At 53.5% G+C, this 15,429-nt stretch carries 17 protein-coding genes; 13 read left to right on the top strand and 4 right to left on the bottom strand.

The features are described from left to right. The first annotated feature begins 47 nt into the window (after window positions 1-47). Window positions 48-677 (top strand): uridine kinase, encoded by a 630-nt coding sequence (udk, locus tag CJ187_RS03790; protein WP_102215682.1) that lies wholly within the window; start codon window positions 48-50, stop codon window positions 675-677. Here the strand turns inward: udk and CJ187_RS03785 are convergent. Continuing rightward, window positions 651-1,223 carry a DNA-3-methyladenine glycosylase I gene (locus CJ187_RS03785; protein WP_284667951.1) on the bottom strand — a complete coding sequence of 191 codons (573 nt, stop codon included), beginning with the start codon at window positions 1,221-1,223 and terminating at the stop codon, window positions 651-653. The two genes, udk and CJ187_RS03785, sit on opposite strands and share 27 nt — an antisense overlap. A 201-nt stretch (window positions 1,224-1,424) precedes the next feature. Here CJ187_RS03785 and CJ187_RS09405 point away from each other — a divergent pair, with 201 nt between their 5' ends. The 3 genes from CJ187_RS09405 to CJ187_RS03775 all read left to right on the top strand — a co-directional run bounded on the left by CJ187_RS09405 (window position 1,425) and on the right by CJ187_RS03775 (window position 3,862). Further along, on the top strand, window positions 1,425-2,135 hold the full coding sequence (locus CJ187_RS09405) for a M48 family metallopeptidase (protein ID WP_102215684.1): 711 nt from the start codon (window positions 1,425-1,427) through the stop codon (window positions 2,133-2,135). 261 nt (window positions 2,136-2,396) lie between these two features. Then, entirely contained in the window at window positions 2,397-3,059 is a 663-nt protein-coding gene (locus CJ187_RS03780; protein ID WP_146003033.1) for a DUF6318 family protein, read from the top strand. Continuing rightward, window positions 3,059-3,862 carry a hypothetical protein gene (locus tag CJ187_RS03775; RefSeq protein WP_146003034.1) on the top strand — a complete coding sequence of 268 codons (804 nt, stop codon included), beginning with the start codon at window positions 3,059-3,061 and terminating at the stop codon, window positions 3,860-3,862. The genes CJ187_RS03780 and CJ187_RS03775 overlap by 1 nt, the downstream gene beginning before the upstream one ends. A gap of 281 nt (window positions 3,863-4,143) precedes the next feature. Here the strand turns inward: CJ187_RS03775 and deoD are convergent, their stop codons facing one another. Continuing rightward, entirely contained in the window at window positions 4,144-4,845 is a 702-nt protein-coding gene (gene deoD, locus CJ187_RS03770) for a purine-nucleoside phosphorylase (RefSeq protein ID WP_102215687.1), read from the bottom strand. A gap of 103 nt (window positions 4,846-4,948) precedes the next feature. Beyond that, window positions 4,949-5,338, bottom strand: coding sequence for a DUF4870 domain-containing protein (locus CJ187_RS03765; RefSeq protein WP_102215688.1), 390 nt, complete (start codon window positions 5,336-5,338; stop codon window positions 4,949-4,951). A gap of 168 nt (window positions 5,339-5,506) precedes the next feature. Here CJ187_RS03765 and CJ187_RS03760 point away from each other — a divergent pair, with 168 nt between their 5' ends. After that, window positions 5,507-6,268 carry an HAD-IIB family hydrolase gene (locus CJ187_RS03760; RefSeq protein ID WP_102216521.1) on the top strand — a complete coding sequence of 254 codons (762 nt, stop codon included), beginning with the start codon at window positions 5,507-5,509 and terminating at the stop codon, window positions 6,266-6,268. An 8-nt stretch (window positions 6,269-6,276) separates the two neighbouring features. On the opposite strand, the gene CJ187_RS03755 is transcribed toward CJ187_RS03760, so the two are convergent. Continuing rightward, window positions 6,277-7,089 (bottom strand): TrmH family RNA methyltransferase, encoded by an 813-nt coding sequence (locus CJ187_RS03755; protein ID WP_102215689.1) that lies wholly within the window; start codon window positions 7,087-7,089, stop codon window positions 6,277-6,279. A 926-nt stretch (window positions 7,090-8,015) separates the two neighbouring features. Here CJ187_RS03755 and CJ187_RS03750 point away from each other — a divergent pair. The 8 genes from CJ187_RS03750 to CJ187_RS03715 all read left to right on the top strand — a co-directional run bounded on the left by CJ187_RS03750 (window position 8,016) and on the right by CJ187_RS03715 (window position 15,408). Continuing rightward, window positions 8,016-8,624, top strand: coding sequence for a DUF3043 domain-containing protein (locus CJ187_RS03750; protein ID WP_233187269.1), 609 nt, complete (start codon window positions 8,016-8,018; stop codon window positions 8,622-8,624). Between the two features lie 57 nt (window positions 8,625-8,681). Beyond that, on the top strand, window positions 8,682-10,031 hold the full coding sequence (locus tag CJ187_RS03745) for a dipeptidase (RefSeq protein ID WP_102215691.1): 1,350 nt from the start codon (window positions 8,682-8,684) through the stop codon (window positions 10,029-10,031). Further along, on the top strand, window positions 10,028-10,933 hold the full coding sequence (locus CJ187_RS03740; protein ID WP_102215692.1) for a hypothetical protein: 906 nt from the start codon (window positions 10,028-10,030) through the stop codon (window positions 10,931-10,933). Before CJ187_RS03745 ends, CJ187_RS03740 begins: the two co-directional genes overlap by 4 nt. Before the next feature lie 57 nt (window positions 10,934-10,990). After that, entirely contained in the window at window positions 10,991-11,338 is a 348-nt protein-coding gene (locus CJ187_RS03735; RefSeq protein ID WP_102215693.1) for a HesB/IscA family protein, read from the top strand. A gap of 150 nt (window positions 11,339-11,488) precedes the next feature. Next, window positions 11,489-12,514 carry an FKBP-type peptidyl-prolyl cis-trans isomerase gene (locus CJ187_RS03730; protein WP_102215694.1) on the top strand — a complete coding sequence of 342 codons (1,026 nt, stop codon included), beginning with the start codon at window positions 11,489-11,491 and terminating at the stop codon, window positions 12,512-12,514. Window positions 12,515-12,622: 108 nt separating this feature from the next. Further along, window positions 12,623-13,021, top strand: coding sequence for a response regulator (locus tag CJ187_RS03725; RefSeq protein WP_102215695.1), 399 nt, complete (start codon window positions 12,623-12,625; stop codon window positions 13,019-13,021). 103 nt (window positions 13,022-13,124) lie between these two features. Beyond that, complete coding sequence (locus tag CJ187_RS03720) at window positions 13,125-13,979, top strand: lysophospholipid acyltransferase family protein (protein ID WP_102215696.1); 855 nt, start codon at window positions 13,125-13,127, stop codon at window positions 13,977-13,979. A gap of 226 nt (window positions 13,980-14,205) precedes the next feature. Next, window positions 14,206-15,408, top strand: coding sequence for a pyrophosphate--fructose-6-phosphate 1-phosphotransferase (locus CJ187_RS03715; RefSeq protein ID WP_102215697.1), 1,203 nt, complete (start codon window positions 14,206-14,208; stop codon window positions 15,406-15,408). The last annotated feature ends 21 nt before the right edge of the window (window positions 15,409-15,429 follow it).

Raw genomic sequence — 15,429 nt, 5'->3', positions numbered from 1 at the left:
GGTTGTTTGAGTAGAATTATGGGAGTTGAGTTATTGGGGGAGTGGATATGAAACCGCTGGTGATTGGGATTGCTGGGGGAACGGGGAGCGGGAAAACGACGCTTACGCGTGAGTTGATCCGTAGTTTTGAACAGCAAGTTTCGGTTATTTACCACGACAATTTCTATAAGGCTCATGTTGGGCTTACGTATGAGGAGCGTTCGGCATTAAATTATGATTCGCCGGATGCGTTTGATACGGATCTGATGATTGAGCAGTTGCATCAGCTTATGTCCGGGGTTGCGGTTGATTGTCCGGTGTATGATTTCAAGATTCATAACCGTAGTGATGAAACGGTGCGGATTGAGCCGAGTCCGGTATTGATTGTCGAGGGGATTTTGATTTTCGCGTACTCGGATTTGCGGGATTTGTTCGACATTAAGCTATTTGTTGATACGGATGCGGACGTGCGGATTCTGCGTCGAGTTAAACGTGATGTGGTGGAGCGTAAACGTACGCTCGATTCCATAGAGTCGCAGTATTTAGGTACCGTTAAGCCGATGCATGAGTTGTACGTTGAGCCTTCTAAACGGTATGCGGACTTGATTATTCCTGAGGGCGGCCGGAACTTGGTGGCTCTTAACATGGTGACTAATCGGATTCGTCATCATTTAGACAGCGCGGGTGTGGAACATTAGTTCCGCCTGCAGTGGCCCTGGTGTTTGAGCTGTGTTTACTCCAACGGCTTGTAAATCGGAATTCAGCAGTTTCGGACCCACGTGTTTGTATCCTGCGGCGCGCATTCGCTGCAGTAGACGGCGTAGTGTTTTCTCGTTGTCCCACTGCGGGTGGTCTAAACGCTCCCACACTAGGTCTGCTAGTTGGTATCCGTCTGCGTTTAGTTGAACGGTGGCGCGAGCATTCGCAATGATGGCCTCAATTTTCCTGCGGTTTCGGATTACCTTGGGGTCTTCTAAGATTCGGTTCACGTCCACCGGCCCAAGTTGAGCCACCCACTCTGGGTTGAACCCCACGAACACTTCCCGCAGGTGCGGGCGTTTAGCGAGGATCGTTGACCAGCGCATTCCACATTGGAAAATGAGTAAGGACAAGGTTTCAAACAGGACTCTTTCAACGAATTGCGCTCGGCCCCACTCTTTAAAGTAGTAATCCCGTGTCTGTGCATTGTGCGCCGCCCATGAGGGCAGCGAGGGGAACTGTTCAGTAAGTAGTGCTTGTGGCATTGGGACACCTTTCTATTTTGGGGGCATGTGCACCTGGGCAGGTGGTAGTTTTATTCTTCCCGGCAGTGGCACGTTTGAAAATGCCGCGTGTAAACAATGGGGAATGTCCGGGGTGTGGATAAGGTTTATCCACTGCGTTTAGTAGACGCATTGCGTGCCTTAGAGTAGTGCCTTGGAGTGGAGTGTTGTGTGAATACTGAGATGACTGTCGCGGGCCGGCGCGTTCTGGTTGTACGCAGGCGTCAAAAACATATGTATCTGCGGGTTAAGAGTGGGTATCTGCTAGTTACAGCGCCGACCCGGACTTCTTTGAATACGGTCCGGAGTTTCGTGCTAGGAAAAGAAAAGTGGATTCGAGACCGGATCAATTCTGGGGTGCAAGACCGTCCCGCTATTGTGCCAGGCAAGGTAATTAAAATTTGGGGTGAGGATGTGCGGTTGGTGCACGCACAATCTGCGAACATACACCTCGGGCACGTAGGGCAAGGTCGAGCGTTAGCTCCGGGTTACTCGCTGTCTAGCGGGGTTCTTACCGTGTACTCACCGCACGACCGTGGGTCTGATTGGGAACGTGCGTGTGCGGATGCGTTTAGCAATATTTTGCTTGAGGTACTGTCACAACTGCGGCATGAGTGGGAACCTAAAATGGGTGGAGGCCCAAGGCGGTACTCGTTGCGGAACATGAAAACTCGGTGGGGGAGTGCGCGGGTGGATGGTGAGAGGATAACTATTAACACGAGGTTGGTGCATTATCCACGACGATCATTGGAGTACGTGCTGGTGCACGAACTTGCGCATCTTCACGTGCCCAACCATGGCACTAACTTTTACGCCATGGTGGACCGGTTTTTACCTGATTGGCAATGCAGAAGAAGTGAGCTGAATACTCTAGATCGGGAAACTGCTTGGTGAGAGTCGTAATGCGGCAGGTGCGCACCTTAGCATGCTGTAGAGGTTCTACTGGACCCTTTGTTCGTTAACAAGACTTATCTTGTTTTGAGGCTTTACGTGTCCGGATTGTAGGAAGGTTTTCCACAGTTGGGTTTGGGCTCTGGTTTTATTTGTGGGGTTCGTTTATTGTTTTTTTTAGCGGTTGGTTTTTGTTAGCTGGCGGCTTGTTCGTGTAGGCGAGTTTGAGGATTTTCGATGTTGCGGACCCTCTTTAGTAATCGTGTGTCTCGACTAGTTTTAGTGTTGGTTTTGTTGTTGGCTTGTGTGCTCACTGTTTCTGCCTGTGGTGGTACGAGTACGGGTGAGGAGTCTAAGGGCGCGGTTGGGGCTTCTCCTGCAGCGTCGTCGTCTGGTGGGGGTTCGTCTTCCCCGTCGGTGTCGGCTTCTGAGGAGGCATTGGTTCCTCCGCCTCCGGTGTCGGAGCGTTATCCGCATGATAAGCCTGAGTATCCGCAGGAAGGGTATGTGCATTCCCAGGAGGGGGCGATTAAGGTTGCGCAGTATTTTACGGAGCTGATTGGGTATTCCTACAGCACTTTGGATACCAGGCCTCTTGAGAAACTATGCGACAAGAAGACAGCGCAAAACTGCTTGGAACTCATAGAGAGTGTAGAGGAGTCTCACAAGGACCATTCATGGTATGTGAATGTCGATACAACGGATTACTCCGTTAAGGGAGCATATCTTCCCAAAGAGAACACCCCAGGTGAGATTGCTTTCCGTTTTATCGTCAAGGGGAGCACCTACAAGTTCTACAACGGTAAACCGGGTGCAGTTGAAGAAGATGTCTCCGATCCGGATCAAGAGGTCGTGGTCAATCTTACATGGAAGAACAATAACTGGATAGTTACAGACGGTACGTTCATGTTCCTAGAGGAGAAATAATGGGTAAGCCGCTTGTCTTCTTAGCTTGTGCAGCTCTGCTGATATCCGCAGCAAGTCCGGATGGTGAAGGGAATACTCATAGGAGAAAGTTTGGTGAAACGCATGAAGATACAAAGAGCTTAACGTTATCTCCCACAGGCTTTATAGATATTAATGTTCAGTCTCATAGTGTTATTTATTCTTATGATACGGGTGGTGAGGCTTCGGTTGCTCAGCCTAGTTATGAGGCTTCTGCTCCTGCTGCGGGTGGGGTGAGTGCTTATCGTGGGGGTGGGGCTAGTGGTGGTTGGGGTGGGGGTAGGGACTTGTCGTTTAAGTCTTCTGCTGCGCCTGCTGGGCTGGGGGAGGAGCCGAAGGTGGTGACTCCTTTTCAAAAGGCGATTGCGGCGGTGGCTGCTGATAGTCCGCCTCAACCACGGTTGCATGTCCAGCCTGATCGGGGGTGGGTGTGGACTGGGTTACCAACTATTTTCTACTATACGAATACGTCTAAGACCTCGCGGGTTGATGGGGCGGAGGTTAGTTGGTATGTGACTACTCACCGGTTGGATTATGCTGATGGGAGGACGCAGTTGTTCAGTGGTGATGGTGCTCCGTATCCTAATCAGTCGCTGGTGCATGAGTATGTGGAGCCGCTGCGTAATATTGAGGTTCATTCCACTACGTTTTGGAGTGCGCGAGTGAAAGTTGATGGGCAAGTGTTCACGCTCGACACTAATCGCACTACCCATGAGGTTAGTAGCATGTTTGATGCTAAACGCCCCCGCTCGTCCCTAGTAGTCACCCCCGGATGGGACGAATAACCAACCAGCCCCCAAACAGGCCAAATAACCAACCAGCCCCCAAATAGGGCGAACAACCACTACGACGAGTGGCACCCTCAGGGAATACTTTAACTGCCAGCAGAGAAACCCACTGATTTCATAACGTAAATAGAAACCTGATTATTAACTAGAAAACTAATTACTACCTAAAACCAGCCTGGTTCAAAACCAGCATGGTTCAACCCTGGTTCAAAACCAGCATGCTTCAACAAATCAAGGGAGGACACACACCGGCATGTCCTCCCTCAAAAAACTGTTCTCTAACAGAACGCCGCAGCTAACGCCGCGTCCAATGCCTTCTCAAATAACGTCTCACGCTCCGCGGAGCTCATATCTGCTGACGAGTCCAGCAAATTATCAGAAACCGTCAACACAGCCAACGCTTCATTATCAAACTCAGCTGCAACCCCATAAAGCGCAGCCGCTTCCATCTCCACACCCAACACACCATACCGAGCTAAACGCTCATTCTGCCCCTCAGGCGTCAAGTAAAAATGGTCCCGCGAAATAATAGTTCCCACATGCGCATTCGCACCAGCACGCTGCGCCGCAGCAGCTACCAAGTTATACGAAGCCACAGCACTAAAATGCACACCCGGCAGGCGCGGAACGTTCATAGAAGACTCCGTATGCGCACCCACACCAATCACCACGTCACCAACCTTCACCTTCGGCGAAAGCCCACCACATGTTCCAACGCGAATGATCCGCTCAACATCAAACTGAGAAAACAACTCCGTCGCATAAATAGTGATCGACGGCTGGCCCATACCCGAACCCATAACGGAAAGAGGCTTACCATCCACCGTTCCCGTATAAGCAAGCATGCCGCGCACATTATTTACCTGGCGCGCGTCCTCCAACACAGTCTCCGCAATCCGCTTTGCCCGCAGCGGATCACCCGGCATCAAAACCGCCGGAGCGAAATCCCCAGGTTCCGCAGCAATATGAGGTGTAGCCACAACAACTCCTAAAAACTAAAAACTAATCAAACAAAAACGACACCGTAGTCACCAAAGCAAAATCTAAGCCAGCGATCATGCCGCTAACTTGCACGGCGGGCAACTAGCTCAGAATCCGGATCTGGAATGGGTACTGATAAAGCTCGCCTCGGTTCGCTAACACCGCACCCCGGATTGAACACCACAGCGTCGCAATGAAAGCAATGCCCCACAGAACGACAGTTACAGGAATTAAAATGAATGTAAATAGTAAAGCCCAACCAATCAGGGTCATTATAGTAATCCCCAAAGCGAAGTTAAACGCTCCAGCCGCGGCCCTTTGCGCAAACGGATCTTTACCCCGCGCAAGCGCCCAAATAACAAGAGGACCAACGAACCCTAACCACCCCACCGAGAAAACCATCGCAATTAAGGCTGACAGGTGAGCGATAACAGCCAACGCATTCCCGCTCGGAGCGTTCGGCACATTGTAACGAACATTATTATTACTCATACAACTAATGATTACACGAGCAGGATACCGCCTGCATGTTAACTAGATCACACAAGAACGCGCACTCGCATTTACCCACCACTTTTCATACCATGGCTGAACGCAGACACTTGTTTACCAAAGTCAGCCATGTCCTAAAGAACCGACCCGAAAGAATCCATGCCAACCATTAAACTCGTCGCCTTCGACCTAGACGACACCCTCGCTCCCTCCAAATCCGCGCTTCCACAGCCAGTCGCTCAAGTACTGCGTCGGCTCTTAGATAAAACTCCCGTATGCGTTATCTCCGGAGGTCGTTTTCAACAGTTCGAAACACAGCTGCTGAACCATCTGCATGCCAGCGATACTCAGTTAAGGCAGCTTCACCTCATGCCCACTTGCGGAACGCGCTACCTACGATACCGAAACGGTAATTGGCACACTATCTACGCGCACGACTTATCCGAAAAAGCTAGAGTGCAAGCTATCCAGGCGATTGAACAAGCAGCGCGTCAACTCGGATACTGGCACCCCCACCCGCGCGGCCCCATTATTGAAGATCGCGGCAGCCAAATCACCTTTTCTGCGCTAGGTCAGCAAGCCCACTTGGAAGACAAGGCCAGTTGGGATCCAGACGGTGTTAAGCGCGCAAAATTGTGTGAGGTACTAGCCCAGGGGCTACCTCAACTGCAAGTACGCGCAGGGGGGTCCACCTCGGTTGACATCACCGAAAAGGGAATCGATAAAGCATTCGGCATGAACCACCTTGTGGACAGCACTGGGATCTCCCGCGAAGAAATGCTTTTCATCGGTGACCGCCTCGACAAAGGGGGAAACGACTACCCGGTTAAAGCCGCCGGATTTTCCACGCGCCAAGTGACGTCGTGGCAAGACACCGTCGAGGTCGTTACAGCACTCCTCAAGCGGGAACTATTTAATAGGGAACAATAATAATCCCCTCACTGTGGGCGGGTTGCCCAAAACACAACCGCCGCAGCGGCAGCTACATTCAAAGAATCTACACCGTGAGACATAGGGATCATTACCTTATGATCCACAGTGCGTAAAGTCCGATTCTTTATCCCATACCCTTCAGACCCCATAATCCAGGCGATTCGCCGGCCAGGGCTACCCTCAAGGTCATGCGCGAAATCCTGTAAAGAAACTGGTTTGTCATGAAGCGCCAAAGCAACCGTTTCAAAACCATGCGATTGGAACAGATGGGGATCAGGCCACGCGTCTAACCGCGTCCACGGCACCTGAAAAACGGTTCCCATCGAAACTCGCACGGAACGCCTGTAAAGGGGGTCCGCGCAAGAAGGCGTAACGAGTACCGCATCCACGTTAAGCGCAGCGGCGCTGCGGAAAATCGCGCCCACGTTAGTGTGGTCAACAATATCTTCGAGTACCACCACGCGTCGCGCATCCTGCAGGAGCGCTTCAACAGCAGGGAGCGGGTGGCGATGCATGGACGCTAACACGCCGCGGTGAACGTGGAAACCAGTGAGCTGTTCCAAAACTGATTCCTCTGCGACAAATACCGGCGCATCCGGAAATCTTGCAAAAACAGTTCTCATACCATCGAGCCACCGCGGGGACGTGAGGAACGAACGCGGTTCATAACCACCCTCGAGGGCGCGTTCAATCACGTTTTTAGATTCCGCAATAAACAATCCGCCCCGAGGTTCCAAAACCCGTCTAAGAGCCACATCGGTTAGGCCCCGGTAGTCGCGCAAACGCTCATCGGTTAAGTCATCCAGTTCCACAATCACGGACCCAATTAAACCACGCTGACTGGATGCCTAAACCACGCGGACCCAGAAACCAGGCGGACTCTAACCAAACGAACTAACGAGCTAAACCACTCTGGTTCTGCAACCAGGTCTCTACACGGCGGTGGAGAAACCTTGTCCACACCAGTTTTAACTCACGCTTGCCGATAGGCACCATAGACCACTCGGCGGCACGGTTGCATTCTTAAAACAGGTATTGCCGCTGAGTCCTCACTTGCGCCGGCACCAGACAAGACAAAAGCACTCAGATTAAGATCAGGAGGAACTTTGACACTCACAGCTACAGGTACAAGAGAACAAGTAGGGGTTTACGGCATGCGCGGTTGGACAACGCGCAAGCAAATCCGGCGTATCTTGCAACCATTTATGGATGCACGCATGCGAACGGACTCCCCATCCGAAGCGCTTCATTCCTTTCAAACATACCGAGACCTCGACGCGCGTGGTGCCCAGCTTTTACTGAGCACACTCCCGCTCGCCAATCTATCGGAACGTCAGAACCTAGCTCCGACCTGCGAGGCCATGTTGAAAGCATGTGCGGTAGGCCGAGGAGCGGTGCGAGTCTCCGGGTACGCGGTTGGGCCAGCCAGAACTGATGAACGAGTAACTGTTGACGGGCTCATTTATCAAAGCGATGCGGAATGCATATTGTGCACCTACCCCAGTTCGGCCGTGGAGAACCCGCAAAAAGGTTCTAAAGGATGCGCTCATTTGTGGCGCCGATTTCGCTCCGAACTGCAACTTCAAAGCGCGTTAGATTCACCAGATGAGTTTCAACGCGTGAGGTTCGAAACGGTGGGAAGGCCTGGGACTAGCCAGAAGAACGCGTGGTGGCTGTGGTGGGATTAGAGCAACCCCGGTAGGGCAGATACGGAATCAGCGGTTATTCAGGTAAGCTGGGAGCCGTGTTTGGTAAGCGTAAGAAGTCTTCACAAGAGCAAAATCCGGTTCAGGGCACCCGCAAACGCGGCAAAGGGCGGCCAACCCGCTCGCGTAAAGAAGCAGAAGCCGCGAACCGTAGAGACGCGATCCCTGCGGATCGGAAAGAAGCGAAACGCCGCGCACGGGAACGCCGAGACCGCATGTGGCGGCGCGAACAAGAAGCGCTTAACACTGGTGAAGAACGCTACCTACCAGCACGCGATAAAGGCCGAGTCCGCCGATTCACCCGCGACTGGGTTGACGCACGATACTCCATATCCGAATGGGTCCTCCCACTGATGATCCTGTTCATCCTCACCATGCTCGCCATGGCACTCATCGTGCGCTACGTATCGGCGTACACAGCCCAGCTGATCACCACCACAATCTCGGTGGGCACATACGGCATGTTCCTAGCCGCAATAATCGAATCAATCTGGGTGAACCTAAAGATCAAAAAACAAGTGCGAGAACGAATGCCATCCGAAGGGTGGCCACGCGGACAGTGGTTCTACACGTTCTCCCGAATGGTCATGGCTAGGCGCTGGCGCAAACCCGTGCCCATGGTTGAACGCGGAGAGTACCCCAACTAACCCCTCAAACTAAAACCGAGAAAACGCATCGAAACAGTCAAAACGCAAAGAGAGATTATGAGTAAGCAACTACGAGAAAAAAACGATCAACTCTTCGAACAATTCGTAGAAGAACTAAAAACACTCGTGCGGATCCCCTCAATCTCATCGGGATCATTCGACCAAAACAACATGGTTAAATCCGCCGAGCACGTGGCTGAACTCTTTACCCAAGCGGGATTAGAAACCCAAATCCTCACTGCGAAAGACGAAGCAGGCAACGAAGGCCGCCCCGCGGTAGTAGCGCAATCAAAACCTATCGAGGGAGCGCCCACCGTCCTCTTGTACGCGCACCACGACGTGCAACCAACCGGAGACGAATCACGCTGGCACACCCCGCCCTTTGAGCCGCAAGAACGCGACGGTAGACTCTACGGGCGTGGCAGCTCCGACGACGGCGCCGGAATAATTGTTCACTACGGTGCACTCAAACTCCTCGCAGAAAAACTACCTGTGAACGTAAAAGTCTTCATTGAAGGTGAGGAAGAAATCGGCTCCCCAAGCTTTGAGAACTTCCTCAAGAAATACCACGATCAACTGGACGCCGACTACATCATCGTTGCCGATTCCAACAACTGGGAAGCGGGGAAACCGGCCCTCACCTCCAGCTTGCGTGGCGTCATTCAAGTGACAGTGCGGTTGCAGATGCTGGAACACGCTGTGCACTCCGGCATGTTCGGCGGAGTAGTGATGGACGCGGTAACCGCAGCAAGCCGACTAATCAGCACATTCCACAACGAGGACGGATCCGTAGCCGTTGAAGGGCTCGTTAGTAAAGAAACTGCGGACGTTAACTGGGATGAGCAAGCAGTGCGGCGCGACACCTCCATGATTGAAGGAACAGAGCTCATAGGACGCGGGGATATTGCCTCACGTATCTGGACGCAACCGGCCATCTCCGTAATTGGAATGGACTCCACCAGCGTGGCCCATGCCTCCAACACTATTCAACCCGAATGCACATTCGTCATCTCCATGCGCACCGCACCGGGAACCGTAGCTGCTGAAGCCCACGAAGCACTTGTCAAGCACATTAAGGAACACACCCCGTTTGGTGCGCGCGTGACCATTACCGACGGAGAACTTGGCCCCGCGTACGAAGCTGACCTCGAAGGAACTGGCGCGAGGATTGCGCACGAAGCACTCTCCGAAGCGTGGGGAGTGTCATCCGTCAACATCGGCGGAGGCGGATCCATACCATTCATCTCCACGTTCAAAGAACAATTCCCGGGTGCGCAAGTGCTCGTCACCGGGGTGGAGGACCCGAAAACCAACGCGCACTCCGAAAATGAGTCGCAAGATCTAGCAGACCTCAAAGCCGCGATCTTAGCTGAAGCACTCATGCTAACGCAGTTCGCGAAACAATGAGCCTGCCGTTTAACCGCGTTATCCTAACCGCCGAGCCAGCCGCCCCGGTGAGCCAGCGGACCTTGGAAACAATCGTGACGCATCGGCACGTGGCGCAGCTACGTGTCGACAGCGTTACGCAAGCAGCTGCCCAAACCTGTGGCCAGGCAGAGACGTCTCTATTTGGAGAAACCATTGCAGAAGCACGAAGCGTCGTAGCGGGGCACGAGGAAGCCACTGCGCAAGCGGGTTTAGACCATCTGATCGCGATCGCGCAAGTACCTGCGGAAGAGGTCACGCTTAAAGCGTGGCAAGATCAGACTTTTCTGCGTGAACTACGGGCACGAGCGCTCAGGGAACTAGCGGGTGAACAACTCGAAGTGCTCTACACGACCTCGCGCCCCCTGTTCGGCTTGGACTCAGTGATGGCGCAGCACCCAGATGGGACCCCCCGCGCGTTCAATCCGCAAGAACAAGCTCGTCTGGGCCAGATTTGGAAGAATCTGCAGCGAATAGTCGACGAAGGGAACCTTGTGGGCAGGCCGGCGGACCAAGCAATAACGCGCATCCCCGGGTCTGGTGCGGGCGCGGGCCTGGGTGCCATCGCCCTGCTCCTACGCGGAGCACTCGCCCCATACTACCCACAGTGGGCGCGTGAAAACCTCAAAGATAGCGACGAGCGTACCTTAGTAATTTGGGTCGGTAGTGCTCTCCACCCACAAACCGTTGCCGACTCATCCCTGGAAGCACTCGGGGAAACCGCCGCGCAAAACGGAAGTGTTTTAATCGCGTTCGCAAACGAGTCTTCACTGTCCCCACACGAGTTAGCACAATGGGGAGTTAACAGTGCATACATCATTAACAACGATCCCGTGGCGTATCTAACGCGCGTAATCTGGGGCACTTGGCTCCGTGCCACATAGCCACAAGCACCGCAACGCTATAGAGTGTTCATGTAATCGAGATAGGAAGGCAGATCAATGTCTGTTGAAGCACTCCCAACCCATGAGGTTATTTTGACTGATGTGGCTGCGCAAAAAGTTCGTAGTCTGCTGGAACAAGAAGGCCGCGACGACCTGCGACTACGCGTCTCAGTTTCACCCGGCGGCTGCTCCGGCCTCATCTACTCCCTCTACTTTGACGAACGCCTGCTAGACGGCGACGCCGTGCGTGACTTCGGCGGAGTCGAAGTTGTAGTAGACCGCATGTCCGTGCCCTACCTAAACGGGGCCACGATTGACTTCTCGGACACGATTGAAAAACAAGGATTCACCATCGACAACCCCAACGCCACTGGATCGTGCGCATGCGGGGAATCCTTCCACTAAACAATCCGTGCCGCAATAAGACTTATAGTTGCGCAAGACAACTGGAGACCTAGCCTAAATGAGCAAACCAACCCCGTTTGGTTTGCTCATTTTTGAACCAACTGGGTGCTGCTCAGTGAGCGCAAAACGTAGACCTATAGAATTGAACACATGAGAAACACGATTTTCCGAGCACTCCTCGTGCCCCTAATAGCAATCCCCATGGTCAGTGCCTGTACCTCAACACCTAAACAGGACGAAGCACAACAAACAGCTTCACCAACCGCATCCGCACCCAGCGATGACACGCAAGATTCGGTACCGGTAGACCGCAAGTACTCAGGAAAACTTCCAGAAGTCAGCGGGGAATACGCAAAAAGCGCAAAAATCACCCCAGTCAAAGCCGACGAGCCAAAAGACGCGGTGGTTGTGAAAACACTCAAAAAAGGTGACGGGGACGCGGTTAAAACCACGGACACCGTTATCGCGCATTACCACGGCGCCCTATGGGATGGAACCGTTTTCGACTCCTCTTTCGAACGCTCAGAAAACGAGGGAGACAAAGCAGAAAATGGTGGTGCAAAACCGGAAAATGGAGCTGCGAAACCAATCGCGTTTTCTCTCAAACAAGTAATCCCCGGCTGGACCTACGGTTTGGAAGGCCAAAAAGTGGGGGACCGGGTTGAACTAGTAATTCCCGCAAAATGGGGATACGGACCGCAAGAACAGGGGAGGATCCCCGCTAACTCAACCCTCGTATTCGTCGTTGACATCGTCGGTAAACTCGATACGCACGACAAGTCTGCACTAAAACAAGGCGAAGATGCGAAACCGAAACTACCAGACGGGATTAAAGTTGAGGGGAAAGCCGGGGAAAAACCGACTATTCAGATTGACAGTAAAGCAAAGGAGCCCGCGAAGGTAGAGGCGATTACCTTAATTAAAGGTAAAGGACGTGTCGTTACTGAGAACGATTTCGTGAGCTACTTCGGTACAGCCCGCAGCTGGGATGGGAAGCAATCGGTGTCCGATTGGGACCGGGATGAAGGAAGCGCGTCGCCCCAAACCGTCGGTAAGTTGATTGGATTCGCGGGCCAAACCGTGGGTTCGCGCGTGTTATGCCTCCTACCGAAGGTTGAAGGGCAATCCGCTCAAGCTGTGGTTGTGGACATAACTAGTGCACAGGCGGCTAAGTAAACACCGGTAAGCGTTCACTACAACGCGGGCGCGGCCGAGCACGTATGCTTAGAATAGTTAACAGTATCCGTGTCACACATTTGAAGATGGTTTCAAAAAGGGGACTTAATGTCTGAAGCACAAGAACGTACCAGTATCCTGCTTTACTCTGACAACTCCGAGCGTCGAGCCGAAGTTATTAAAGCAATCGGTATCCGCCCCGCAGCTGGGCTGCCGCGGGTGGAGTGGACTGAAGCGGCGACGGCTGCTGGTGGTAAGCAAAAGTTCGCGGAAGGCCAGTTCGACCTCGTCATAGCGGATGGGGAGACGCAGAAAACTGGGGGGATGGCGTTTGCCCACGAGCTGCGTAACTCGTTCGACGAAGTCCCTCCGATTCTTATCCTCACTGCTCGTCAGCAAGACGAATGGTTGGCCCGCAGCGCTGGGTCCAGCGCCGTGGTCTGTGAACCTTTGGACCCCATCGCTTTGGAGGACGCGGTCGCTAAACTATTAACAACTAAACATTAGGCGCGAGTTGGGCTGGCACGGTTGATGCCAGCCCAAAACGTCATCCATTACAGATACGTTCCGTCATCAGTCACGCACATAGTTCAAACGTCGGAGGTTACTCATGCTTTATCAGGTTCTAAAGAGAGGTGCCGGTCCCTTTATGAAGGCGGTGTACCGACCTTGGATCCGGGGCAAAGAGAACATTCCCGAAACCGGACCTGCGATTTTGGCTTCTAACCACCTGGCGGTTTTCGATTCCGTGTTCCTACCGCTGATGATTGACCGTGAGGTAGTGTTCATGGGCAAAGCCGACTACTTCACCGGAACGGGTTTCAAAGGTCGGATGACAGCGCGGTTCATGCGGGCTGTGGGGACAATCCCAGTTGATCGTTCTTCAGCGAAAGCAGCGGAAGCAGCGGTGCAAACCGGGTTGAAGCGGCTAAATGAAGGAGGTTTATTTGGGATTTATCCCGAAGGCACCCGCAGCCCCGATGGGCGCCTATACCGCGGTAAAGTTGGTGTAGCCCGCCTAACCCTGGAGTCGGGCGCACCCGTTATCCCCGTGGCAATGATTGGGACAAACATTGCCCAGCCGATCGGAAAACGTATCCCCACTTTGCACCAGGTTGGTATAGTCATTGGCGAGCCCCTGGACTTCTCGCGCTACGCGGGTCTGAAAGAAGACCGGTACACGCTGCGGGCTGTTACCGACGAGATCATGTACAACCTGATGATGCTCTCTGGCCAAGAGTACGTAGATCGCTACGCCGCCGACGTTAAAGCGGAGTTGGCGGCGCAAGGTAAATTTGCTGGACCCATTCCCAATAGTGCGAAGGCGCCGGGTGGCCGCGAGAAACCACACACGGAGGTTCCCACTCCGCAACCGGGTGAAGAAGTGGACCTAAAAGGCAAGCTCGAAGCCGACGGATCCGGCGGCCAAGCTCAAGACGACGATTCAACAGCACAGGACAGCTAACCGAATCCTGCGAACCTGCGGGCGCCTCAAGCGCGAGATACCTTAAGCGGGGAATGCTTCAAGCGCGATATCCCTCAAGTGGGGAATGCTTCAAGCGCGATATCCCCCAAGCAGGCAATACCCCAAGCTGGGAATAGGGGGTCGGTGGGGGAACCGACTAAGATAGAAGCGGAACTGAAAACTGTAACTAAAATAGAACCTAGTTTATTCAACGAAAGGTGTTTTGATGACCGTCAAGCGCGTAGCTCTATTGACCGCAGGTGGTTTCGCCCCCTGTCTCTCATCAGCCGTAGGTGGGTTGATTGAACGTTACACGGAGCTGGACCCCAGCGTGGAGATCATCGCATACCAGTACGGCTACCACGGGCTGCTCACCGGTAACTACGTGACGATCACGGATGAGGCCCGGGCGAAAGCCGGTTTGCTGCATGAATACGGTGGGTCCCCAATCGGTAACTCCCGCGTGAAGCTAACGAACGCGAAAGACCTGGTGGAACGCGGACTCGTTAACGAAGGCGAAGACCCACTGAAGGTTGCGGCGGAACGTTTGCGGGCAGATCACGTCGACGTCCTGCACACCATCGGGGGCGATGACACGAACACAACCGCCGCGGACCTCGCGCACTACCTGGAGGACAACGGCTACCACCTAACGGTAGTGGGACTACCTAAGACAATCGACAACGACGTGGTGCCGATCCGCCAGTCACTGGGCGCCTGGACGGCAGCCGAACAAGCTTCGAAGTACGCGCAGAACATCATTGGTGAGCACCGCTCCAACCCGCGGATGCTGATTATCCACGAGGTCATGGGGCGTAACTGCGGGTACCTGACGGCAGCTGCTGCGGCGAACTACCACGAGTGGGTTAAGCAGCAACCATGGGCACCAGAACTGGGGCTGAGCCAAGAACGGTGGGATGTGCACGCCGTGTACGTACCCGAAGCACACGTGGACATCGACGCGGAATCTGAACGCCTCAAGAAGGTCATGGATGAAATCGGGAACGTCAACATTTTCCTCTCCGAAGGTGCGGGCGTTGACGACATCGTCGCGCAAATGGAAGCTGCGGGAGAAGAAGTGCAGCGCGACCCATTCGGACACGTGAAGCTAGACACCATTAACCCGGGTAACTGGTTCGCGAAGCAGTTCGCGCACAAGCTCGGTGCAGAAAAAGTGATGGTCCAGAAGTCCGGTTACTTCTCTCGCTCGGCGAAAGCTAACGCGCAAGACCTGCGGCTCATTAAATCTATGACTGACTACGCGGTGGAATGCGCGTTCGAAGGCACCTCCGGCGTGATCGGACATGACGAAGAAGATGGTAACAAGCTGAAAGCCATCGCGTTCAAACGCATCGCAGGTGGCAAAGCATTCGACACCACCCAAACGTGGTTCACGACGCTTCTGGATGAGATTAATCAGCCGCGATAAGACCGCATAGTTCTAAGTCTT

Origin of the sequence: Gleimia hominis (genome assembly GCF_002871945.2) — a bacterium.
GTDB classification, from domain to species: domain Bacteria; phylum Actinomycetota; class Actinomycetes; order Actinomycetales; family Actinomycetaceae; genus Gleimia; species Gleimia hominis_A.
The sequence above is the reverse complement of the archived record's forward strand: the minus strand, read 5'-3'. Positions and strand labels throughout refer to the sequence as shown.